Genomic DNA, 22,910 nt, shown 5'->3' with positions numbered 1-22,910 from the left:
GAAAGATTAACGCACTAAAATCACCGGCGAGACCGTGCTCGCTAAAATCTCAGTCGTCGTACTACCTAGGAACATCTGCTGCCATTTAGAATGACCGTAAGCGCCAATCACCATAATATCGATATGATTTTCCAGTTGAAAATTAAGTAGGCCATTGACCGCATCCCCTTGCGGTAAGTGATGACAGTCAATACTATAGCCTGCATTTAGTAACTCTGCAGCTGCCGCGGATAGGCTATTTTTTGAAGTGTTATCATGATTACCCACCATCACTAAATGGCCTTGTAGCTTTTTTAACACTTCGCTCTTCGCAATACGCTTGATGACTTTGATAGCGGTTTTACTAGCATCAAAAGCAATCATATAATTAATTGGCTCTTGAAACGGCTCTGAGCAAATCAGAATGGGTACGTTCGATGCGCGCGCGACGGTTTCGATTTGGCTACCGATATTGATGCGGCTGTTTTTGTGATCTTCACCGCGGCGTCCCATGACGATAGCACGGTTCATATCGCTGAAATGCTCGATAGCAGGCAATAACTTGCTATGACGCTGATAGATGTCAACGGCGACATCGAAGTGGCTATTGATATAGCTTTTTGCATCCTGTACTAATGCGTCGCTATAATTATTAGCAACCTTGGCTCGGCGTTCATCTATTTCCGATAACTCTTGTAATAGAATCTGACGACTATCAACGCCAATGGTTCCTGAGAGATCACGCCTGACTGAGGCAGGCACGTCAATCGTATTCAATAAGGCAACCGGTAAGCTCAGCCGATTAGCATACCATGCCGCGTAACCACAAATGGACTCGGTGACAGTAGAGCCATCGATACAAGCTAAAATATGTTGAGTCGCCATAATTCATCCTTAAATGCGCTAGACGCAATATTGTAGTATCGGTACTCATATTTATAGCAGATTATTGACCTGCGTTGACAGTTTTTATAAAATTTATTGCAAATTTTTATCGACTACTCTATGGCTGTTGCCAGTCTTTTTGGCTCATTTTATAGAGTACGTGCGCTGCAAGCGGGTGATCGGAATTTAACATAGGATGGTCAAAGACCTGATTAGTATTAGTCATACCTAAGCGCTGCATCAGGCGCTGTGACGGCTGATTGCTTACGGCGGTAAAGGCGACTACTTCCTCAAGTGCTAAAACATTAAAAGCATATTTTAGCGCGGCCTGTGCTGCCTCCAGCGCGTAGCCGTTACGCCAATAGTCTTTATGCAAGCGCCATGCAATCTCAATATTAGGGGCAAACGGCATATCTTGATGCACTTGATTTAGACCCACCATACCTATGAAATTATCATTCGTATCCTCTTTAAGACTGACCGCCCAAAAGCCCCAACCGTTATCTTCAATGAGCTGCTGACATTTATGAGCAATGATATCGCTAGTCTTTGCAGTCAAGGTTTTCGGAAAGTAACGCATGACCTCAGTATCAGCATTCATTTGCGCAAATATTGAATAATCGGCTGGTTGCCATTGTCTGAGCGTTAGACGTTGGGTTTCTAATTTAGAGATAGCCATACGTATTGTCATGATTTAAATAGCCTTTAGAATGTAAAAAAGCATCAAACGTTAATCCTATAACTCAAATCACCCGCCTCATCGCCAGTTATTCCGCGAAAGCCCCAACAATGTGCTGGCTGCTCTTTGATAGTAATTTCGATATCTATAGGTTTAATACCAATCTTAGCGTCAATTTGTTGAAATAAGGTTTTAATTAACGTTTTTTGCGTCGCCATCGTCCGCCCTGCCATCATATTAATTTCTATAACCGTATAAGCCGCTGACCTATCGCTAGGATAATAAAAATCCTCCGCATTCAAAGGAATAAACCGCTGTACTTTTTTGCCCTCTGGTAGTCCTAATACCGACTGCATACAACTGTGGATGACCTCCGAGAGCTGCGCCTTGATAGGGTTGAGATTTTCTTTAATACCGTAGATGACGATCATAATTTTTGAGTGTAGCAAAATTCGCTCTCAGAAACCAAAAAAGACTCCATTTAATGAAGTCTTTGATGTTTCTATTAGTTAGCAAGAGTTATCTATTACCAATAGATAATGGCTGCACGCGTGAATACATCAGTAGAGATATGCCGTTAGAGATCAGCTCAACCGCCAATAACACCCCGAGAATATAAGTGGATGATTGTGGATAGCCACTAAATATTAGGACCGCTAAAGCTATGGAGATTAGGCCTGAGAGTAGTACTGGTATAAAAGCAGCGCTTCCTCGTAGCCCAAAAGCAACAACGACTCTAACGATACCGGTCGCCATAAATAAAATAGCGATAACCATCGTTAAAGTCAAAATACCTTGCAGTGGGTTTTGTAATAGCTCAATACCAATCAAAATCCCAAGCACACCGCCGATAGCTGCTAGTAGCTTGCCAGCCGTACTATGAGCACGAAATAACGCTATAAACTGCAGAACACCGACCAAAAGAAAAATAAAGCCCGCTAACTGCTCTGCCGCAAAGCTTGCACTTAAGGGATTAAATAAAGCAAATATACCACCAAGAATACTGATGATACCCACTACTAACCATAGCTTACGACTCATAAAACACCTTTACTTAATACTCAATAAGCAGGAAATTATACGCTAGAAAATAAATTAGCCTGTACCTTAGTAGTAATAGCTTTAAGCAGTCCTGTTACTAGTCAGGTGTTAATATTGTTTTAAGCGCCTAACTCTGCTAACTGTTTGCCAATAAATACAAAGTGGTTTTTAATAAGAAGACTCCTAAAAAATCTACATAAAGCGCGAAGCCAGCTCTTTCATAATCTCATTAGTACCGCCGTAGATTTTCTGCACGCGAGCATCAGCATAAAGGCGTGCGATAGGATATTCCATCATATAGCCATAGCCGCCAAATAGCTGCACGCACTCATCCATGACGATACATTGCTTTTCAGTGACCCAATATTTGATTAAAGCGGCATGCTGAACCGTAAGCTCTTTTTTCAGCAGCGCTTCGATTGCAGCATCGCATAAAGCGCTTGAGGCGATATAATGCGTGTTACATTCAGCAAGTTTAAAGCGAGTATTTTGGAAGCTCCAAACCGACTTACCAAAAGCGGTTCGCTCTTTGGTGTAGTCAATGGTCAAATCTAGCGCTAGCTTCATCGCGCCCACACCAGCTAAGGCGACAATCAGTCGCTCTTGTGGCAGCTCTTGCATCAGTTGCATAAAGCCCATACCCTCGGCTGTACCCAAAAGATTAGCTTGCGGCACGCGCATATTATTAAAAAACAGCTCTGAGGTATCCTGTGACGCCATGCCAAGTTTTTTGAGTTTTTTACCGCGCTCAAACCCCGGCGCATTATCGGTTTCGACCACGATTAACGAGACACCTTTTGCGCCTTGCTCTCTATCGGTCTTACAAGCGACAATAATCAAATTACCCAATTGACCATTAGTAATAAAGGTTTTAGAACCATTTATAACATAATCATCGCCGTCTTTTACTGCATAGGTTTTGATGTTTTGCAGATCTGAGCCAGTGCCCGGCTCGGTCATGGCGATGGCACCAATCATCTCGCCGCTTGCCATCTTAGGTAGCCACTTTTGCTTTTGTTCTTCTGTACCGTGATGCAAAATATAAGGCGCAACTATACCAGAGTGCAAAAAGCCGCCAAAGCCTGCCTGATTGGCCTCAGACTGCGCATAAATAAGCGCCGCTTCATGACGGAAATCGCCACCAGCGCCGCCATACTCCTCTGGCATTGAGGCGCACAAAAACCCCATCTCGCCGGCCTCTAACCAAGCCTCGCGATCGAGCATACCATCGTCACGCCATTTTTCGTCATGCTGCTCCCAATTTCTAAAGAGCTTATAGGCGCTCTCATAAAGCATGTCGATTTCTTCATTCATCCAACTGGGTTTGAAGGTAGCAATAGTCATAAAATCATCCTTGATAATGGTTTGTTAACGGTTAAAAAGAGAGATCATTAAACTTGTCATCCGCTCTTTACTACAAATAACTTCTTTAGCTAAAAATAAAGCAGACAAATATAGTTGCAAAAATAGCTTGGTTAAGCAATAACGATCTATACAACCTTAAGGTCACATTAAGTTCAATAAAACTCTAAAACGTTAAGCTCATTATATGCCGCAGGCGATGGCCAGTCGCTTGCCAGCTTAGGTATAGGCTGGTGGTCGGCTAGCATTTTGGCTGCATTAATCCAGCCTGCGTGACCAATAGCTAAGACAACTTCTTCTTGATTCGCTTGTAACTGCAACCACTCCTCTACTCGAACAAATAACTGCATTAAGCTTTCGCCTGTCTCAAAGTTGTAATCAGCAAAATTTTCACACCAGTCGTCAATCTTTGCTTTGCCAATTTGCGGCCAAGCTTGACTCTCCCAAGTGCCGAAATTCAGCTCAGATAGTTTATCGGACTGCTGTATCTTAAAGCCTCGCTGTGCCAAAATCTCGCCTACTTTTAGCGAACGCTGAAGCGGACTGACCCAAATGACTTTAGCAAGCTTATGTTTACGGGCGAAACGCTGAATCTGATTAGCCAGACGTTTAAGTTTGCGCGGATCAACCGCCATATCGGCCTGCCCCAGACAAATGCCACTCGCTGCAATAGGTTTAGGATGACGCCAGATATAGAGCTTCATTAGAAGAAATTTCCATTTTTATAACTTGAATAAGTTAACGTATTTAAAAAGGCATAGTCGCGGCTAGCCCTGCATAAATCGCCACTTCACTTAATTGTTGGGTCGCGCCAAGCCCATCACCAGTATAACCCTGCAAACGACGACGTAATAATCGGCGCATATAGTCCGTCGCTATTAAGGCTAGCGCCAATGCCAACACTCCCTGCCAAATACTGATTTGACTCATTGCATTTGGAAATACTAACCACACTATAGCGAACGCTAACAAAACCCAGCCGCTAGCAAATAACGCTTGCATCTTTGTCAACTGCTGCGCCATCGGTTTGGCTTTGGCGTGTTCAATCTCGCCGCCATAAGGAAGTAGAGCTATCAAGCTGATACAAAGCAGCCGTGATGCACTATGCGCGATAATTAGAGCCACAATAGCGACAGCGATAGGCATGGAAGCCAGCAAGGTGATTTTAATCAACAGCGCTGAGACTAAACCTAAGACGCCATAAGTACCTAAGCGCGAGTCCTTCATAATGGTCAACGTGCGCTCGCGAGTCAGGCCGCCACCGAGTCCATCACAAGTATCAGCAAGCCCATCTTCGTGAAAGGCTCCTGTCAGCCGAACCCCAAAAACGCTGCTGATGACCGCAGCAACTAACGGGTTGAACGCGAGACTGACTAGCCAAAATACTAACGCGCATATTGAACCAACAAGTAGGCCCACCGCTGGGAAATGACGGCTACTTTGGTGCAGCCACTCTGGCTGATAGTGTTTAAATGTCGGCACCGGCAAGCGCGTCAAAAACTGAATCGCCACTAATAGCAGTGTCCATTCGTGGTTAATACGCTGCCAAATTGAGAGCTTTTTATTGCTAACCTCTGGCGTTTTAGTCGCCTTTGCTAGTTTGGATTCGGACATTAGAGACTCTTTTCACTGCTGTTTTTTTCACTACTACTTTTTTTACTGATGCCAGCATCGCTAAAGCTTGCCATCTCATTAATAATAGCACAGGCCGATTGCAGTATAGGATAAGCGAGTGCCGCACCACTACCCTCGCCCAAGCGCATTTGCATATCTAGCAGCGGCTCAGCATTGAGTAGTTTTAATAACTGCGCATGACCAGGTTCGAGCGAATGATGGGCGAATACTGCGTATTGACTAACTCCAGGCGCTAAACGCTCTGCGACTAATAAAGCCACACTCGCAATAAAGCCATCAATTAATAATATTCGTCTATCATTAGCCGCTTGTATCAAAGCTCCTGCCATCATTGCAATCTCTAACCCGCCAAGTGCCGCGAGCGCTGCAAAAGGTGACTTAGTCGCGCTATGAAACAGCAAAACTTGGCTGAGTATCTGCTGTTTTTTCTGAAGACCTGCATCATCAAGTCCTGTACCGCGTCCGATACAATCTACTATCGGTAAATCGCCTAAACGCGCGAGCAATAAACTGGCCGCCGAGGTATTACCGATACCCATCTCGCCTACGATCAATACATTACCCGTTAATGCTTTGGCTACCTTCATGCCATTATTGAGGGCGAGTAAACATTCCTCATCAGTCATCGCAGGCTCAGTTAACGCATCACGACTGCTGTTACGGACTTTATATTGAGTCAAGAGCTGCGGGTGCGATTCAAAATCAGTTGCCACGCCGGCATCAACCACTTTAAGCTCGATATCATGTTGATGCGCCAACACATTAATCGCGGCGCCACCGTTTAAAAAGTTATGTACCATTTGCGCGGTCACCGCACTTGGGAAAGCCGACGTGCCATGTTTAGTTAAACCATGATCGGCGGCAAATACTCGAATCTGCGGCTGCTCAATCTGCGGCTGAGTGCTACCTTGTATCATGCCCAGTTGCAGTCCGAGCGACTCTAAACGGCCCAGGGCACCAATTGGCTTAGTCTTATTATCAATAACGTGCTGGAGCTGTTGCTGTAAGTCGCTGTGTTTTATACTAGGAATAGAAGGGGCGATAAAAGAAGTCAAAATAGTATCCTGCAATTAAAAAAACTAAAAGAAAGTAAGTTAAATAAAACGTTATGGTAGCAGATACTATATCGATAATGTGCCAAATAATATGGCGAGAGGTCAGCTATGAATAGCTTAATTGCGCCCGACTCTTTTAAACAAAGTCTTGATGCTATAGAGGTTTGTCGCGCTATCCAATCTGGATTCAGGCAAGGATTTACGGATGCCACCTATACACTACTACCTATGGCCGATGGCGGCGAAGGTACTGCTGCAGCTCTGTCCTACGCGCTTGAGGGACGCTGGATAACAACAACCGTTCACGATCCGTTAATGCGACCTATTACCGCTAAATACCTACTGCTAGCAGACAACACCGCTGTGATAGAAATCGCACAAGCTTGCGGTTTAGCCTTGTTAACGAGTACAGAGCAAAATCCTTTAATGACGAGTAGCTACGGCGTAGGTGAGCTTATTTTAGATGCCTTAGATCACGGTGCACAGCGTTTTATTATAGGTTTAGGCGGTAGTGCTACTAATGACGCTGGCCTTGGTATGCTCATGGCTTTAGGCATAACGTTCTACGATAAAAACAATGAACTATTGACTCATGGTGGCGCGCAATTAGCCAATTTACAGCATATAGATACCTCCACCTTGCATGCAAAAGTTAAAGAAATACTGCCGCAAGTGAGTCCCCCTTTTACAGTCGCCTGTGATGTCACCAACCCTCTATGCGGCATCAATGGAGCCAGTGCCGTCTTCGGTCCGCAAAAAGGAGCGACTAGCGAGCAAGTCGATATTTTAGACAAAGCATTAGCCAATTTTGCTCATATTTATGCTCAGCAACACAGTCAATACGATAATCAAGACTATTCACAGCTAGCAGGTGCAGGCGCGGCAGGTGGACTAGGATTTGCACTGATGGCTTTTCTTGATAGCAATTTGCAATCCGGCTTTGATCTTATTGCTAAATCCGTGGATCTAACCATGCATATTGCTGAGGCAGATTTGGTCATTACTGGAGAAGGTAAATTAGATGTTCAGACGATGATGGGGAAAGTCGTTAATGGCGTTGGACTAATGGCAAAAGCACAAAACAAACCTGTGATCGCCATCTGCGGCGCGGTTGATAATGACGACTATCATCAAAGCATTAAAAGTAACTCTGCTATGGACGATCTGTTTGCTGTGGTGCTGCCTAGCATTCAACAGCTTGCGCCTATCGATGAGGTGTTTGCCAGTGCTTATACTAATATTGAAACTACTGCTCTAAACCTTGCCGCAGCGATGCGCTTAGGACAAAAGCTTAATTAAAGCACTGGTAACACCCTCTTTAACATCATCTCTAAAAACAGTCTTTTATGAAAATACCCCTTAGCTAAATAATAACTAAGGGGTATTTTTACTAAGTCTTATAATGTTACAAAGACTACTTAATACGCATATCACCAGTCTCTACAAAACGCTGATGCCAAGACAAGGACTCTTCAAGAATATGCGGCGTTTGCATACCAGCATTTTCAGAAGCAGAGGCACGATCGAAGTAGTCTTGCAGCATCGGACGATAGTCTGGATGCGCACAATTATCGATAATGGCTTGTGCACGCTGACGCGGAGCTAAGCCGCGTAGATCCGCCAGTCCTTGTTCAGTAACGATTACCATGACATCATGCTCAGTGTGATCATGATGCGAGACCATCGGCGTAATACAAGAGATAGCGCCATCTTTAGCCGTTGATGGGCTAACAAAGAATGAGGTATAAGCATTACGAGCAAAATCACCGGAACCGCCTAGGCCGTTCATCATGCTAGTACCCATGACGTGGGTTGAGTTGACATTGCCGTACAGATCGCACTCGATCATCGCATTGATAGCCAATACACCCAAACGACGCGAGACCTCAGGATGGTTAGTAATCTCTTGTGGACGTAGCACAATGCGCGCGCGCAGCTCTTCAATATTGGCATTGAAAGTCTCTAGTGCCACAGGACTCAGTGATAACGCCGTCGCAGAAGCCATGGTCATTTTGCCAGACATAATCAGATCAAGCATACCGTCTTGTAGTACTTCAGTGTAGCCGGTTAAATTCTCAAACGGGCTATTATCTAACCCTGCCAATACCGCATTAGCAACATTACCGACGCCAGATTGGATCGGTAGTAAATTCTTTGGCATGCGGCCTTTTTTGACTTCCTCATGGAAAAAATCAATGATATGGCTAGCGATTTTGTTTGATTTTTCATCCGGATCAGCGAACTTACTGTTACGATCTGGTGAGTCAGTTAACACCACAGCCACTACTTTATCTAAATCACAATGCAAGTACGGCACGCCAATACGGCCACCTGGAGTCACTAGCGGAATCGGCTTGCGATTAGGCGGCATACCGATATCATTAAAGACATCATGCATGCCCTCAAGCATCAAGCTTTGCTGAGCGTTAACCTCTAAAATGATCTTATCCGCATTTTCAAGCCATGCATTACTGGTACCAATTGAGGTCGATGGAATCAAGCGGCCATCGGGCAAGATACCAGCCACTTCGACAACGGCCATATGCATATCGCCATAAAAGCCTATAGTGCTTTGCTGGGCGACGTGTGATAAGTGCATGTCAAAATAAAAGGCTTTACCCGCGTTGATCTGCTTACGCAAGGCCGGCTCTGATTGATACGGCGTACGCCATTTGATACCGTTAGCATCTGCTAATACGCCGTCACACTCAGTGGCGGTAGAGGCACCCGTTAATAAACCAATTTGAAAGTCTTCACCGCGAGCGTGCGCCGCTTCCATGTGCTTAGCAAGGGCAGCTGGAATAGCTTTTGGATAGCCTGCCCCTGTAAATCCGCTCATACCAACATTCATATCGTTTTTGATAAAGCGAGCTGCTTCCTCAGCCGACATGATTTTTTTGTTTAGTCCTTCGTGCAGTACGCGACCTTCATGATTTATTGAACTCATATTATTTTCCTTTAACTTCCTTATTAAATTAAACTCTTAATACAGTGATAAGAGCGTGTAAAAACGACGCCGTAAGTGCAGCGTCCGTTTAGTATTGAAAAACTAAGCCTCTGTTAAATATCAATCTTACTCAGCTAATAATGTCGCTAGCAATTCATCGATTTCAACTTTAAATTCTTTATCTTCGCTTTTATTAGCAGCGATCTTAGCATTTTGCAGATTTTCGATAGCTTTATCGGTTTGATTTAATTCAAGTTGCAACACTGCCATCGAAAAAGCTATCGAAGCTAAGTGATCTTTTGCATTGATAGCTTTCGCTTTACCTAGGGCTTTATCATAAATAACAAGTGCTGCATCGAGATCTTCGGTAAAATCCGCTAATGTCTCCCACTGCTCGGGATGATCTTTATCCGTGTTTTTATTGTCCACACAGATCGCTTTTAGATCAGTATAAAACCCGTCAAAGGCGGCTTGATCGCCTATCCGGTCTGCTTCTAATAGCTCCTCGGCTAACAGATAAATAGCCTTATAAATCTTCGTATTGATTTTAGTATTATTCATCAGCAGGACTCTTAACTCTTTTGAAATCAGGATGGCTCAGGGGTAGATGGCTTAAAGGTGGATAGCAATTAGCAGTCGCTTAAATCATCTTTTACTAAAAAAAGACATGATAGTCTATACCATGCCTTTTTAATTTAGACCGCTCCCTACTCTGCCGCGATAGCGATCATCTCAACGAGTAACTCAGGGCGCGCAAGAGCGGACTCACCGCAAGCACGGGCTGGCGGCTGCACACCTTCAAACCACTTATCATAGACCTCATTCATCGCCGCAAAATCTGACATACTCTTAACCCAAACCGTCATTGAGAGCAGTTTGGATTTGTCGCTACCGACTTCGTTGAGCAAGCTCTCAATTTTCTCTAAACACGTGAGGGTTTGCGCTTTGATATCGTCATCGCTGTTACCGACTTGGCCACATAGGTAAATAGTCTGATTATGAATGACCGTTCTGCTCATACGCTGAGTGCTATGGAGCTTCTTAATCATGGTTTATCCTTAATTTATTGAGCGGATGATTAAAATACAAATCATCAACATTGCTAACTAGATGGCGGCTAAAATTATAGTGTTATTTTTTTTCGAAACGCTGAGCATTAAACGGCTCAACATCGACGGTCAGCGGCTTGTCATGGATCATCTCTTCAACTAACCGACCGGTGATAGGCCCTAACGTGAAGCCTTGATGACTGTGCCCAAAAGCAAACCACAACTTATCATGCTTGTCCGCAGGTCCGATGACAGGTTTCATATCTGGCATACAAGGACGCGAGCCGGCCCATGCTTCACTTTCTACCGCGTCTTCTAAAGGTAGAATCTTGCGAGCCAGCTTAAGTACGGTCTTTAACTGCCCAAAGTTCTTTGGTGCATTCATCGTCGTCATCTCAGCGCCCGTTGTGATACGGATGCCTTGCTGCATTGGCCCCATAACAAAGCCTTTGTCCATATCGAACATACTATGATGAATGGTGTTTTTTTCATGAAGTTTGAAATGCTGATGATAGCCACGCATCGGGAATAATGGCAGATTATAGCCAAGTGGTTTTATGAGCTCATTGGACCAGGGACCCGCAGCGATGACTAAGTTATCACTATAATAAGTATCGGTATCGGTAACGACTTTCCAACCCTGAGCCTCATTACTGTTGTCAGGCTGAATCTCAGTAACATTACTCTCAAGTATCGAGCCATTCATCTGCTCAAAACTCTTAGCGTAAGCTTTGACTAGAAAGCTTGGGTTAGAAACCTGCCAAGAGTTTAACCAATGAATAGCGCCGACAAAACCGTCAAAATTGGCATTTGGCTCTAGCGCTTTTAATTCTTCTAGGCTTAGCACCTTGTGCTCAACGCCTTGGGCGCGGTCGACCTCTGCAGTGTCAGCAGCAGCCTTTAGCGTCTCTTTTGAGCGATGCAATTGTAGCCAACCATCACGAGTGATGAGTTCGTCAGCATTCGAGGCTTCAATCATAGTTTGATGCTCGCTAGTACAATGAGCAATCAAAGTCTGCCACTCACTTTCAATCTGTTTGACTGAAGCAGGTGACGAGTACTTCCAGTACTGTAATAGCGCTTGATGATAGCGCAGAATAGCCGGAACTCGGTAGCGTATATCAGTGCCTTGATTCGGCAATACCCGAAACATCTCCGTGATCTGACGCGGAAAAGGATGGGTATGGATAGCTTCGCGTTGAATAAGACCAGCATTACCATAAGAGGTCTCAAGACCCGGCAGCTTTCTGTCGAGCATTAGCACTTTAGAATTGTTTTTTTGTAGATGCCAAGCAATTGAGGTGCCGACCATGCCCGCACCAATAACAATAACGTCATAACGCATAACATACCCTTCAAATAGTAAAAACTATATAGTAGTAGGAGTTTTAAGATAAATAAGACAGAAAATTTAAAGTGGTTATGGTAACGCATTATAGCGAATATTAAAGCATTTATTAACAATAAATTTTTCGATAAATTACTTTTAGTTATATATGCCCTAGATTCTAATAACTTAAAGGTATTCCACCTATCATTATGTCTATATTTCGGTGTTATCAGCATTATGAGACGGGAGGTTGGGTTACTACAAGAAATACAGCTGAGCTCATAGAGCACAGCACAGAAAACACCATCCTACTACCACCAAACTGGATCCTCACTCGCCAGCGTCTCTAATAGTTTCTTTGAGCGCTTAATCTCGACCTTATCCGCAGGCAACTCCGCGATAAACCTTGAGGGCTTATCAAAATATCCTGAATAGCTAGCGAAATAATCCGGTGCAGTAAGGTAGAGCTTGTTTTTAGCGCGGCTACAGGCCACATAAAACAGCTTACGCTCCTCTTCTAGCTCCTCAAAATCATCTAAAGATCGATAATGCGGGGTCATGCCATCGACGAGTGAATTGACAAAAACTATCGGCCATTCAAGCCCTTTGGCACTATGAATAGTTGAGATGGTAACTTTGTCATTGTCGTCCTCTTCTGAGCTATCTGTAGCAGCGACCGAATCATTAGGTGGATCGAGGGCTAAACTCTCTAAAAAGTCATCGAGACTATTATGCTCATTGGCTAGGTTTTTAAGTACGCGAAAATCCTCACTGCGCTCACGCCAGTTCTCCTCAACCGTTTTTAGAATAGGAATATAAAAATCAAGGATCAGCTCAATGATGGTCTCAACGGACTCCGCTTGTTGCGCCTTAGTCAAGGCAATATATAGCGGCTCAAGCTGCGGACTTTTTTTACTAAATTTTGGTAATAGCAGCGGCTCAAACGAGTTGTCATCACTGTTGATAGCTTGCGTTAAGCGCGTGGCAGTGACCGCTCCCACTCCTTTAAACAAGGTCAATATGCGGTGCCAAGCAATGGTATCGTTAGGGTTATACAGGATCTTGATAAAGGCAAGTACGTCTTTGACATGACGGCGCTCAACAAACTTGATGCCACCGACGACGATGAACGGAATACGGCGCTCCATAAATTCGAGCTGCACGTAGTTGGATTGAAAAGAGGTACGGCACAGTACCGCACAATCGCTATAATCATAGTCCGCTTTATGCGTGGCGATTTTATCGGCGATATATTTAGCCTCTTTTGTCTCATCACTAGCGCGGCTAAAGATAGGCTTATCACCGGTTATGCTAGCGTTTGAATAAAGCTGCTTTTGATAGCCCAAAGTAATTTGCGCAGATAGTGCATTGACATAGTCGAGCACGGCTGGGGTACTGCGATAATTTTGCTCAAGCTTAATCAGCTTAGCTTCAGGGTAAGTCTCGCCGAAGAGTAGGATATTCTCATAATTTGCACCGCGAAAGGCGTAGATGCTTTGATTGTCATCACCGACGACCATCAGCGATACTGACGCGGGAGCGCAAATCAGATCGATCAGCTGCTTTTGAGGAATGTTGGTATCTTGATACTCATCGACCATTACGTAGCGATAACTCTCTTGTAGTAACTGGCGGAATTTGTCATTGGTTTTTAGGTGGCGCACCACTTGGCTGATAATATCATCAAAATCATATAAGTGATTGGCGCGCTTATACTCATGAAAATCAATCGCCAATTGCTCAATGATAGGGATATGGATAGCGATATCGGGATAATTTTCCTCAACTAGCTTAGAGATAGGAATACGTCTATTTCTAGAAGTAGAAAACAGGTTTTGTAGGGTACGTTTACGCGGAAAAGCTTGTTTCTTAGTTTGCGCCGGGTACTTTTTTTCTTTATATATCAGATCTATAGCGTCCTCGGCGTCACCAGTATCTAAGATAGTAAAGCGTGGATTGATACCAAGCAGACCTGAATACTGGCGCAGCAGCCGATTACAAAACGAGTGAAACGTGCCGCTAGTGATATCGTTAAGCGCTTTGCTAGTAGGTAAGATGTCTTCTGCTAACTCCTCGTCTGACAAGCTATTCGTCAGTAAGGTTTTGGCGCGGGTCTTTATTTCATTGGCTGCTTTGCGGGTAAAAGTCAGTAACAAGATTTGCTTAGGTGCGACGCCATTTTCTAATAAATAACTGGTACGATAAGTGAGGGTTTTGGTCTTACCAGAGCCTGCCCCCGCGATCACTAATACTTTACCTTGGGTAGTCGTTGCCGCCAACAGCTGATTGGGGTTAAGCTCGCTGGCATAATCAACTTTCAAACCTAAATCAGCCCGCAAACGCTTCTTTAGCATTTTCTCATCAGCGTCAATCAGATTGGCTTCCAGCTTTTTTATCGCTTGCTGTAGCTGCTCGAGTTTGGGCTTGATATCAGCGAAGTTTTGCGGATAGTTATAAGATTCGGTACTAAAGACAGTGGTTTGCATAATTGGCAATAACCTTTGGCTTGGTAGTTTTGGCTTTACAGCTTGACTATACAATTTAGCTCTAAGCTATAGCACATTCGATATAAAAAGCTGATCATCAATATTATCAATGACCAGCTCCAGAACCAATAAATAGCAATAATAAATAGAAACATTCAACAAAAGCAATCAAAACCACACTTATGCTAACGCCCTAGTACCGCACGCGGGTCGATAGGATTACCGTTGAGACGGACTTGAAACTCTAGGCCAACTTGATTGGTCTGCCCGCTACTACCCATCGTTGCGATACGTTGACCGCTTTGAACTTGCTCGCCCTCGCGCACCAACAGCTGACTGTTATGAGCATAAGCAGTAATGTAATTATCGCTATGGCGAATCATAATCAAGTTGCCATATTCTTCTAAGCCATTACCTGAATAGAGTACCGTACCACTTTGGCTTGCCAGTACCGGATCCCCTTCTCGGCCCGCAAACCACATGCCCATATTACCGCCAGCCGCATCAAAATTACGGACGACTTGGTTTTGGCTAGGATATTGGTAGCCTGAGGTAGAAGTGGCTGTGTTCTCATAAGCAGGCACTACAGAAGGCGTTGGCGTTGGCGCAGGATTAGGATTGTACGTTGGACGAGGGCTGACCGGCTGGCGGTTATTCGCGTTATAAGTGTTATTGGTAGCCGCTTGATTACCTTGCCAGAGCTTGAGCCACTGACCGCTATAGATGGTGTATTTGCTATCTAGATTATTAATCGCACCGATTTGACGATAGTTTAAACGATAGCGCTGTGCAATTTGGCTGACAGTATCGCCGCGTTTGACCAGATGATAATTGGGCACGCCTTGGCTATTGGTGACAATGGTGGGGCCGGCAGCATTGCTGTTTTGATAAGTCGGTTTCGTCGCGCAACCTGTCATGGCAAGCGTCGCTACGCTCAATGAGCTGACAAGAGCGGTGGTTAGTGTTGACTTACGAGTGAGCTTTTTCATACAAAATTCCCTATAGTTCATGTACGCCATGCTCTTGATGGACAGGCTATAAATTAATAATTAAGCTGGCAGCTAAACTGACAAATGCTGATGATAATTGATACTTATGGTTACTGATATTTGTTGTAGCTGTTGATGAGACACAAGTACGGCCAAGCTTTTATAGTGCTAAAGCCGATAAGTTCTCTAGGCTCGTAAGCGGCGTATGGTGCAATCTGACCGGCGACAAACTAACAAAACGATCTGCCAGCGCCTGAGCATCGGTAACATTATTGGTAATGTCGTGATTATTGTGACGCTGATTCACTGCGGTTGATCGTGCTAGGCTGGCCTCTGGCTTCGGGTTAGTTTGGCTTAACGCAGTCTCTAGCGGCGAATGCGTCGACTTACGCAAGCACAGCCAATATGCATCGCGACCTCGTGGATCGACGATATGATGTACCGGTTTGGCAATTTGGCTATGAGTCAAACAAGTCAGTTTACGCCCTTGAATATTACTGGCGCTTTTAACGTCAGGAATGTTGACGTTTAGCACATGATAAGGCAGTTCTTTGAGCGCAATTAGGATATCAGTTTCAGTGATGAGTTTGACGATCTCTGCAGCTGCTATGGTATAGTAACTTGCTTCGTCATCGAGACTGTCCCTATTAACTTTGCTAGCGCCGCCTACCAGTGAGGTAGCAATAGCAGGTACGCCGAAAATCTGAGCCGTCAATGCTGCGCCAAAGGTACCAGAAAACAAAACATCTTGACCAAGATTAGCGCCAGAATTAATCCCAGTAATGACGCAGTCGAAGCTAACATCGCAGTAGAGCTCATGCAACGCTAAGTATATACAGTCTGCCGGCGTGCCATTAACAGCGATAAACCCTAAAGCGGTTTTTTGGGTATACAAAGGTTGCGAGATGCGTAAGGCACTAGCAGAGCCGCTTTGCTCGGTGTCAGGCGCGACCACGTACACCTCTCCGATCGCAGAGAGCGCACGATATAACGCTAATAACCCTGGAGCATGTACCCCGTCATCATTACTAATTAAAAACTTCATATTGGCTAAACATACCTAATAGGGTTTGGTGAGTCATAACTTGCACTATTTATTTTTATAAAATAAAGCTATCCTTGCCGCATAAAACCAATAGTTGAATAAAGCAAAGAGTCAAAAAAACAAGCTATTATAATATAAAATGACAAACTAAGGCTTTATCCTTGAGATGTCAAATAGATTGAGCTAGTAAATTTTCAGATATGACAAGTCATGATTTTTGACTGTTATATCAGCTATAATGGTTGTCGCTGTTTTTCACTCTATTAGTGGAATAAAGCTCGATAACGAGTATGTAAGATAACAATAATAAGCTATCGGTTAAGGTTAGGGTAACGTACTTAAATATACTACGGCTATGTTGCTACAAAACGCCTTTAGCTCACAATACATCTACACATCGACTCATATTTTATGTGACTTTTTATGCTTTTACTATTACCATAATACCACTCAATAATGTTAAGCGAGCGTGATACCGGATGACTAATAAATTGATATTTTCTACTCTTTTTGTTGCCAAAAAAATGGCTTCTAAAGTTGGCATTGCCAGTCTCATCATGTCCGCTGCGATGTTGTCTCAAGTTAGCCAAGCAGCAGATAATGTAGCCACTACTATTCCTCTAGATATGTCTGGCATGAGTATTACCAAGCATGAAATTGCGGTTATGCAAGTACTATCAGAGATCTGCCCTTCTATGCTCAATGGTAAGCAAAAACAGCGATTTTATAAGTCTTATAATGTACAGTTACAGGAGCTGATGCCCACCTTAGAAGACCCTAAAGCGGCTATCCAATACCTGTCTACTCAGCAAGACTACCGCCAAATCCTACAAGGTATTCGCAGTTGGACGATGGGTTTTTCAAAAAGCGAAAATAAGGCGCTTTGCCAAGATTTAGCCGATGCCCCTTATTAATGACTTTAACGCAATGATTCTAAGATAAACTTCATTTTGTGCTAGTGACGATTTGTATTTTTAGTAACCCTATTAGTGATTACTAAATTGACGAGTACGAAACGAAAGCTTGCTGGCGCTACCCTCAAACTTTTGAGTGGCGCTGCAAGCTTTTTTTATTTTGTAGCGGACTGATCTTTTTTAGATTAAACACGATAGATAAAAAGTTATTTTTAGCTCAACAAAATATCGACAGTACTTTGACCTCAGTGATTAAACCTTATAAATTTAATCAATACTGCTATCTGCTATTGCTGCTTGTGGGTTTTTAGATTATTCTTGCTAGCGTCAGTCGCTCTCACTGCTACCACTAAGGTAGTTATGGAGCTATGATGGCTCTGATAAGACTTTTTTAGGACTCCCTAGCAATAAGTCAATCCTCTTTGCTTTATCGACCTTATTATGCTGAATTTTGTGTTTTTTATGCTCATTTCATCTTTATGATAAGGGTTCATTTAATGTCTATTGAAAGCAGCCTGCAGAAAGTTGTGCTGTTTTGCTAACGATAGATACTTTTGGTTTTATGATGTGGTGTAACAATTTATGACAGTTAAGCGTGTAAAACAACAGCTTGTACAATTAGTAATCGGTGTCAGTGTTTCGCTTGGGGCAGTAGCCGCCAATGCAGCTATCCAACCACCGACAATGGACAATACAGCCTATGTATTGATGGATTACAATACTGGTGAGATATTGGCGCAGAAAAACGCCAACCAGCCATTGCCACCCGCTTCATTGACCAAAATGATGACCAGTTATATCATTGAGCAGCGTCTGGCTTCAGGCGACTTGAGCAAAGATGAGCAAGTGCTTATGAGCAAAAATGCTTGGTGCCGCGGCAGTAGCAGTCAGTCTTGTATGTATGTGCCGGTGAATCAAAAAGCTAGCGTTATCGATATGCTCCGCGGCATCATCATCCAATCAGGTAATGATGCCTCAAAGGCTATGGCAGAGCACATCGCTGGAAGTGAAGCTTCGTTTGCGATTTTGATGAATGAGCAAGCGCAAAAATTAGGTATGGAAAACACTAACTTTGTGAACTCTACTGGTATGCCAGATGAAGGTCACGAAGCTTCTGCTTTGGACTTAGCTAAGCTTGCCCGCGCTATCATAAAAAACAGCGGTGATTACTATGATATCTACGCTGAAAAAGAGTTTACTTATAATGGCATCACTCAAGGCAACCGTAACGCCCTACTCGCTACAGACTCCACTGTCGATGGCCTAAAAACCGGTCATACCGATGCTGCAGGTTATTGCTTAGTTGCGTCAAGCAATCGTGATGGTATGCGCCTAATCTCGGTGATTATGGGTACAGAAAGTCAACAGGCCCGTGCTGATCAGTCGCGTGAGTTACTCAATTGGGGCTATGGTCACTTTACTACCGTCACCAAAGCTCCTGCTGGTCAATTCGTCAGCAAGATACCTGTTTGGTTCGGTGAAGCAGAAGAAGTCGAATTGGCTATCAGTGATAACCTAAAAATACTAACGACTAAAACGCAAAAAAATAAAATCACTACGGTGGTTGATATTCCAGAAAGTCTAGAAGCGCCTATCACCAAAGGTCAGGAAGTTGGTAAGATGATGGCAGTCATTGAAGGAAAAGCCGTGGCTTCGGTTCCTATTATCGCTACGAATGATGTAGAGCAATCGGGCTTCTTTAGTCGTATGTGGCAGCATGTGGTACGCTGGGCGCAAAACTTGTTCTAGTCAATAACTGCTAATTTTAATCAAACATTCGACTGCGATATTAGAAAACGATAGACGCTATACTGTTATTTTTTAGAGGCTTGTCTTTATAAGCTTGGTCTCTATAAATCAGTATCTAGCATCTTTTTTGATCAGCTTATAAAGTGCTTTACTGTCTTCAGTAGCGGGGTAACAGAAGTCTACCCCCGCAGCTTTCAATGAGTATTCAAAATTATCTAAGATATCTTGCTTATGCGGCGGATACCAATAAATAATCAATACCCGATAGCGATTTTCCTCAGCACGAATCAACCGTGCCATCTGTATAGCTTTTTCTGGCAGCACCTCTTGGGCAATCATTACCATATCAACTTTCATTTTATTGAGTTTTTGTATGACTGATAACTCATGCTGCTTGCCACTGACCACCGCACCAAAACCGCGCAGCTGCTCGGCTAACACACCCATCTCCTCATTATAATAATAAAGGATGCTTAATCCTGCTAATGGCTTTTGCGAATACCGCGACTGACTTTGATAAGCGCTTTGTAAAGGGAGTATAACCGTAAATTGACTGCCTACTTTTGGCTCACTTGCGACGTCAATAGATCCGCCAAGTAGCTGTACAATCTGTGTGAGCACCGGCAAGCCTACGCCTACGCCCTCGTAGTGCCGAGTACGACTAGGATCAACCTGAAAAAATGGCGTAAAAATATCCTCGAAATACTTTTTATCAATACCAATACCCGTATCTTTGACCTTAATCTCCCAGCGAACGCTAGTATTAAAATGCGTCAGCTGCGACTCAACGCTGATCTCTCCACTGTCGGTAAATTTAATAGCGTTTTCAAGCAAAGTTGCTAATATTTGCTTAATTTTATTGGTATCGCCCTCAAGTTTATAATCAATGTGATGAATGCGACTGGTAAGCTCAAGTCCTTTTTGTTTTGCAACTTCCTCAAATTCAGTAAATAAATCTGATAGCAGCTGCAAGGGATTGAACTCACTAACATTGATACTCATCTGACCTTTTTCTATCTTATTGAGCTGGATAATTTGCTCAATCGTCGCCTCCAAATGCTGACTGCCTTTGTGAATAATTGATAAAGTATCTTTTTGCTCTGCACTCGCGTACTGGCTCTCTAATAGCTGTAAGCCACCCGCAATAGCATTCAGCGAGGTTTTAAGTTCATGGGTAATCATGCTTTGAAAATTATTGCGCTGAGTATTGAGAGAAAGGTCTTTATTATGTAACTGCTGCTCAAAAGCCGCTAAAGAATCGAGTTTATTTTTTAGCGCTTTTGAGCGATTAAATAAACTCACTAACGCCAACCTAATATCTCTAGTTTCTTTAAGGCACAAACGTTGCTGGATCACTGGTAGCTGCTCAACGTCCGGGTTACTGACAATGATTTGACACACTTTAGCCAGCTCCGTTACGCTATCAGCTACCCATGTTAAACGGCGCAGTAATAACAACAGACTGATAATCGTCGCTCCAATAATAATAAATAAAAGCCAAGCGTTTTGATACAGCCATTCCATGCGCAATTTATGGATATCTAAAGTGATATTAAGGTAGCCAATCAACACATCCTGCGCCCCCAGAGGATTATTATCTTCTATGCCTGTATTCTCTATTCCATCGTCAGTATTTTCATTGCCGTTTGTGGCTGAGGGTATATAATAGTTGCTCGTGCTCAGGTAGCGACTGGTAACTGGCTCATTAAAGCTAATACTATCGGCAAACCAAGCGTTATACCAATCACGATTTTGCTGTTGGATATCGATTTTATCGAGCGCTAATATGGGTGAGTCAGAAGAATAAAACACTATACTGCTTAGTGCAGGATCGCCGGCTAGTAAGATATCAACTTGCCGTGCCACTAAGCGTGCGCCATCTACTGTTGAGGCACTATTCACGAGTAGCTCTGATAACTGCTGCACTTGCAGACGTTGCTGCTTATAGTGTTGCACAAAGCCATAATAAAAGGACAAAATGCACATCACGATAAAAATCAGCAAAACAGCCTGAAAAACCGCGCGCCGAATAAGGGAAGAAACATTTGCAGAGGAGGGGTTACTCATATTACCCACTTGAGTTAAAAGAGCGTGGAGGTCTAATCGCTGACCATACAGCGCTTAGTTATGACTCTGTTATAACGCTCTATCGTAAAATAAAAAGGCAAGGAATACGCATTACTCCCTGCCTTAACGAACGCTTTTTATTTATCAACACCCTATCGGCAATGATTAACGCTTGTTATGGTTTCTTTTATCGCTTTTTTTGTCGCGCGAGGTGTACTTATGAGCGCGATTACGCTCTCGCTGTTTAAGCTGCTGAGCTTTGGCCTTGGTAGGCGTGTCGCTCTTATTAGCGTAAGGGTTTTCGTTGAGCTTGAAGACAACATTCAATGGGGTCCCTTCAAGCTTAAACACTTGGCGAAACTGGTTTTCTAAATAGCGCTGATAGCTCTTAGATAATGAGCCGGTTTGATTACCATGGATCACAATCACAGGCGGATTATGTCCGCCTATATGAGCATAACGCAGCTTAATACGGCGACCTGACACGGTAGGCGGCGGATTAGCCGCCACAGCATCTTGCAGTATCTGTGTTAAGCGGTTGGTAGACACCTCAAACATGGAGGATTTATAGGCTTTCAAGATAGACGGATAAAGATTGCCAACACCCGTACCATGCAGAGCTGATATCAGATGCACTTTTACATAAGGAATAAAGCTGAAGCGTCGATCCATCTCAATCTTAATATAGTCTTTTTGCTCAACGCTCAAACCATCCCACTTGTTAATCGCTACTACCAACGCGCGTCCAGCATCAAGTGCATAACCAATCATGTGCAAGTCTTGATCGACGATGCCTTCTTGCGCATCAATGACAATCACGGTCACGTTTGAATCTTCGATAGCTTGCAAAGTCTTAATAACTGAGAACTTTTCTACTTTTTCATCGATTCTGCCGCGGCGACGCACGCCAGCAGTATCGATAAGCACATAATTTTTGCCATCGCGCTGATAAGGGATATAAATACTGTCGCGCGTGGTTCCTGGCATATCATAGACCACTACTCTATCCTCACCGAGCAGTCTATTGACTAGCGTGGATTTACCGACATTAGGTCGACCAATAATCGCCAGCTTTAGACCATTTGGCTCTTGTAGGGTTTCTTGCTCTGGCATGTCAGCGGTAATGACCTCTAACAAGTTACCGACTCCGCGTCCGTGACTGGCAGCCATAGGGAAAGGCTCCCCTAAGCCTAAGGCATAAAACTCTGCCGGCGCAGAATCGTGCACGCCATCGACTTTGTTCGCGACCACGTAGACAGGTTTACCTAAGGTATGTAAAAACTTACCAATCTCGGCGTCAGCGCCAATCATGCCCGCTCTAGCATCAACGACAAAAACGATAATATCGGCTTCATGAATAGCGGTATGCGACTGCTCAGACATGTAGTCATCAATGTTGCCACTGCCGTCGTCCGCCTCCCCAATACCGCCAGTATCTACTACAATAAAAGCTTTGTTTTCATACACCGCATCACCGTATTGACGATCACGAGTAAGTCCTGACAAGTCAGCGACCAACGCTTGGCGACTTTTAGTGAACTGGTTAAATAAGGTAGATTTACCTACGTTTGGGCGACCGATTAAAGCCACTACAGGCTTGATGCTCATGGGTTACTCTCGATAATAGTCAGTAGCAGATAATAACAGCAGCAATAGACTACCCACTATCTTAGACTTAAATAAATGATGATAATGATA

Annotated in this window: 20 protein-coding genes; 3 read left to right on the top strand and 17 right to left on the bottom strand. The window is 43.7% G+C overall.

The annotated features are described in order from the left end of the window. Window positions 1–6: 6 nt before the first annotated feature. The 8 genes from ACS8E3_RS10410 to cobT all read right to left on the bottom strand — a co-directional run bounded on the left by ACS8E3_RS10410 (window position 7) and on the right by cobT (window position 6,636). Window positions 7–864 (bottom strand): universal stress protein, encoded by an 858-nt coding sequence (locus ACS8E3_RS10410; RefSeq protein WP_439243995.1) that lies wholly within the window; start codon window positions 862–864, stop codon window positions 7–9. A gap of 118 nt (window positions 865–982) precedes the next feature. After that, a complete protein-coding gene (locus tag ACS8E3_RS10405) occupies window positions 983–1,555 on the bottom strand; it encodes a GNAT family N-acetyltransferase (protein WP_439243993.1) in 573 nt (190 codons plus the stop codon). Window positions 1,556–1,587: 32 nt separating this feature from the next. Then, window positions 1,588–1,992, bottom strand: a complete 405-nt coding sequence (locus ACS8E3_RS10400) for a tautomerase family protein (protein ID WP_439243991.1) — start codon at window positions 1,990–1,992, stop codon at window positions 1,588–1,590. A gap of 70 nt (window positions 1,993–2,062) precedes the next feature. After that, on the bottom strand, window positions 2,063–2,584 hold the full coding sequence (locus ACS8E3_RS10395; protein WP_439243989.1) for an HdeD family acid-resistance protein: 522 nt from the start codon (window positions 2,582–2,584) through the stop codon (window positions 2,063–2,065). Window positions 2,585–2,776: 192 nt separating this feature from the next. Beyond that, the gene (locus tag ACS8E3_RS10390; protein WP_439243987.1) at window positions 2,777–3,928 is read right to left on the bottom strand and encodes an acyl-CoA dehydrogenase family protein; all 1,152 of its coding nucleotides are present in this window, start codon (window positions 3,926–3,928) and stop codon (window positions 2,777–2,779) included. Window positions 3,929–4,101: 173 nt separating this feature from the next. Continuing rightward, entirely contained in the window at window positions 4,102–4,650 is a 549-nt protein-coding gene (locus ACS8E3_RS10385) for a histidine phosphatase family protein (RefSeq protein ID WP_439243985.1), read from the bottom strand. Window positions 4,651–4,693: 43 nt separating this feature from the next. Next, window positions 4,694–5,560 (bottom strand): adenosylcobinamide-GDP ribazoletransferase, encoded by an 867-nt coding sequence (gene cobS, locus ACS8E3_RS10380; protein ID WP_439243983.1) that lies wholly within the window; start codon window positions 5,558–5,560, stop codon window positions 4,694–4,696. Next, entirely contained in the window at window positions 5,560–6,636 is a 1,077-nt protein-coding gene (gene cobT, locus ACS8E3_RS10375) for a nicotinate-nucleotide--dimethylbenzimidazole phosphoribosyltransferase (protein WP_439243981.1), read from the bottom strand. Before cobT ends, cobS begins: the two co-directional genes overlap by 1 nt. 108 nt (window positions 6,637–6,744) lie before the next feature. Here cobT and ACS8E3_RS10370 point away from each other — a divergent pair, with 108 nt between their 5' ends. Next, window positions 6,745–7,935, top strand: a complete 1,191-nt coding sequence (locus ACS8E3_RS10370; RefSeq protein ID WP_439243979.1) for a glycerate kinase family protein — start codon at window positions 6,745–6,747, stop codon at window positions 7,933–7,935. A gap of 115 nt (window positions 7,936–8,050) precedes the next feature. Here the strand turns inward: ACS8E3_RS10370 and ACS8E3_RS10365 are convergent, their stop codons facing one another. From ACS8E3_RS10365 to surE, 7 genes are all read right to left on the bottom strand, one after another. After that, on the bottom strand, window positions 8,051–9,583 hold the full coding sequence (locus tag ACS8E3_RS10365; protein WP_439243977.1) for an acetyl-CoA hydrolase/transferase family protein: 1,533 nt from the start codon (window positions 9,581–9,583) through the stop codon (window positions 8,051–8,053). Window positions 9,584–9,709: 126 nt separating this feature from the next. Then, window positions 9,710–10,144, bottom strand: a complete 435-nt coding sequence (locus ACS8E3_RS10360; RefSeq protein WP_439243975.1) for a tetratricopeptide repeat protein — start codon at window positions 10,142–10,144, stop codon at window positions 9,710–9,712. A 146-nt stretch (window positions 10,145–10,290) separates the two neighbouring features. After that, on the bottom strand, window positions 10,291–10,629 hold the full coding sequence (locus ACS8E3_RS10355) for a RidA family protein (protein ID WP_439244031.1): 339 nt from the start codon (window positions 10,627–10,629) through the stop codon (window positions 10,291–10,293). Window positions 10,630–10,714: 85 nt separating this feature from the next. Then, on the bottom strand, window positions 10,715–11,977 hold the full coding sequence (locus tag ACS8E3_RS10350; RefSeq protein WP_439243973.1) for an NAD(P)/FAD-dependent oxidoreductase: 1,263 nt from the start codon (window positions 11,975–11,977) through the stop codon (window positions 10,715–10,717). A 296-nt stretch (window positions 11,978–12,273) separates the two neighbouring features. Continuing rightward, window positions 12,274–14,448 (bottom strand): ATP-dependent helicase, encoded by a 2,175-nt coding sequence (locus ACS8E3_RS10345; RefSeq protein ID WP_439243972.1) that lies wholly within the window; start codon window positions 14,446–14,448, stop codon window positions 12,274–12,276. Window positions 14,449–14,633: 185 nt separating this feature from the next. After that, window positions 14,634–15,437, bottom strand: a complete 804-nt coding sequence (locus ACS8E3_RS10340) for a peptidoglycan DD-metalloendopeptidase family protein (RefSeq protein WP_439243971.1) — start codon at window positions 15,435–15,437, stop codon at window positions 14,634–14,636. Window positions 15,438–15,597: 160 nt separating this feature from the next. Further along, window positions 15,598–16,482: a 5'/3'-nucleotidase SurE gene (gene surE, locus ACS8E3_RS10335; protein WP_439243969.1), complete on the bottom strand. Its 885-nt coding sequence runs from the start codon at window positions 16,480–16,482 to the stop codon at window positions 15,598–15,600. A gap of 479 nt (window positions 16,483–16,961) precedes the next feature. Here surE and ACS8E3_RS10330 point away from each other — a divergent pair, with 479 nt between their 5' ends. Both ACS8E3_RS10330 and ACS8E3_RS10325 read left to right on the top strand, forming a co-directional pair. Beyond that, entirely contained in the window at window positions 16,962–17,396 is a 435-nt protein-coding gene (locus ACS8E3_RS10330; RefSeq protein WP_439243967.1) for an MCR_0457 family protein, read from the top strand. Between the two features lie 582 nt (window positions 17,397–17,978). Further along, window positions 17,979–19,145 (top strand): D-alanyl-D-alanine carboxypeptidase family protein, encoded by a 1,167-nt coding sequence (locus ACS8E3_RS10325; RefSeq protein ID WP_439243965.1) that lies wholly within the window; start codon window positions 17,979–17,981, stop codon window positions 19,143–19,145. A 108-nt stretch (window positions 19,146–19,253) separates the two neighbouring features. On the opposite strand, the gene ACS8E3_RS10320 is transcribed toward ACS8E3_RS10325, so the two are convergent. Continuing rightward, window positions 19,254–21,212 (bottom strand): sensor histidine kinase, encoded by a 1,959-nt coding sequence (locus ACS8E3_RS10320; protein WP_439243963.1) that lies wholly within the window; start codon window positions 21,210–21,212, stop codon window positions 19,254–19,256. 165 nt (window positions 21,213–21,377) lie between these two features. Continuing rightward, entirely contained in the window at window positions 21,378–22,820 is a 1,443-nt protein-coding gene (gene der, locus ACS8E3_RS10315) for a ribosome biogenesis GTPase Der (protein ID WP_439243962.1), read from the bottom strand. Window positions 22,821–22,910: the final 90 nt, after the last annotated feature.

The organism is Psychrobacter sp. 2Y5 (genome assembly GCF_051847375.1).
Taxonomy (GTDB): Bacteria; Pseudomonadota; Gammaproteobacteria; order Pseudomonadales; family Moraxellaceae; genus Psychrobacter.
This window is presented reverse-complemented; position numbering and strand designations above follow the sequence as displayed.

What these genes read in the sequence shown, in the direction of transcription:
- ACS8E3_RS10410 (WP_439243995.1), bottom strand. Translation starts at nt 864, where the DNA reads ATGGCGACTCAACATATTTTAGCTTGTATCGATGGCTCTACTGTCACC.
- ACS8E3_RS10405 (WP_439243993.1), bottom strand. Translation starts at nt 1,555, where the DNA reads ATGACAATACGTATGGCTATCTCTAAATTAGAAACCCAACGTCTAACG.
- ACS8E3_RS10395 (WP_439243989.1), bottom strand. Translation starts at nt 2,584, where the DNA reads ATGAGTCGTAAGCTATGGTTAGTAGTGGGTATCATCAGTATTCTTGGT.
- ACS8E3_RS10390 (WP_439243987.1), bottom strand. Translation starts at nt 3,928, where the DNA reads ATGACTATTGCTACCTTCAAACCCAGTTGGATGAATGAAGAAATCGAC.
- ACS8E3_RS10385 (WP_439243985.1), bottom strand. Translation starts at nt 4,650, where the DNA reads ATGAAGCTCTATATCTGGCGTCATCCTAAACCTATTGCAGCGAGTGGC.
- cobS (WP_439243983.1), bottom strand. Translation starts at nt 5,560, where the DNA reads ATGTCCGAATCCAAACTAGCAAAGGCGACTAAAACGCCAGAGGTTAGC.
- ACS8E3_RS10370 (WP_439243979.1), top strand. Translation starts at nt 6,745, where the DNA reads ATGAATAGCTTAATTGCGCCCGACTCTTTTAAACAAAGTCTTGATGCT.
- ACS8E3_RS10365 (WP_439243977.1), bottom strand. Translation starts at nt 9,583, where the DNA reads ATGAGTTCAATAAATCATGAAGGTCGCGTACTGCACGAAGGACTAAAC.
- ACS8E3_RS10360 (WP_439243975.1), bottom strand. Translation starts at nt 10,144, where the DNA reads ATGAATAATACTAAAATCAATACGAAGATTTATAAGGCTATTTATCTG.
- ACS8E3_RS10350 (WP_439243973.1), bottom strand. Translation starts at nt 11,977, where the DNA reads ATGCGTTATGACGTTATTGTTATTGGTGCGGGCATGGTCGGCACCTCA.
- ACS8E3_RS10345 (WP_439243972.1), bottom strand. Translation starts at nt 14,448, where the DNA reads ATGCAAACCACTGTCTTTAGTACCGAATCTTATAACTATCCGCAAAAC.
- ACS8E3_RS10340 (WP_439243971.1), bottom strand. Translation starts at nt 15,437, where the DNA reads ATGAAAAAGCTCACTCGTAAGTCAACACTAACCACCGCTCTTGTCAGC.
- surE (WP_439243969.1), bottom strand. Translation starts at nt 16,482, where the DNA reads ATGAAGTTTTTAATTAGTAATGATGACGGGGTACATGCTCCAGGGTTA.
- ACS8E3_RS10330 (WP_439243967.1), top strand. Translation starts at nt 16,962, where the DNA reads ATGACTAATAAATTGATATTTTCTACTCTTTTTGTTGCCAAAAAAATG.
- ACS8E3_RS10325 (WP_439243965.1), top strand. Translation starts at nt 17,979, where the DNA reads ATGACAGTTAAGCGTGTAAAACAACAGCTTGTACAATTAGTAATCGGT.
- ACS8E3_RS10320 (WP_439243963.1), bottom strand. Translation starts at nt 21,212, where the DNA reads ATGAGTAACCCCTCCTCTGCAAATGTTTCTTCCCTTATTCGGCGCGCG.
- der (WP_439243962.1), bottom strand. Translation starts at nt 22,820, where the DNA reads ATGAGCATCAAGCCTGTAGTGGCTTTAATCGGTCGCCCAAACGTAGGT.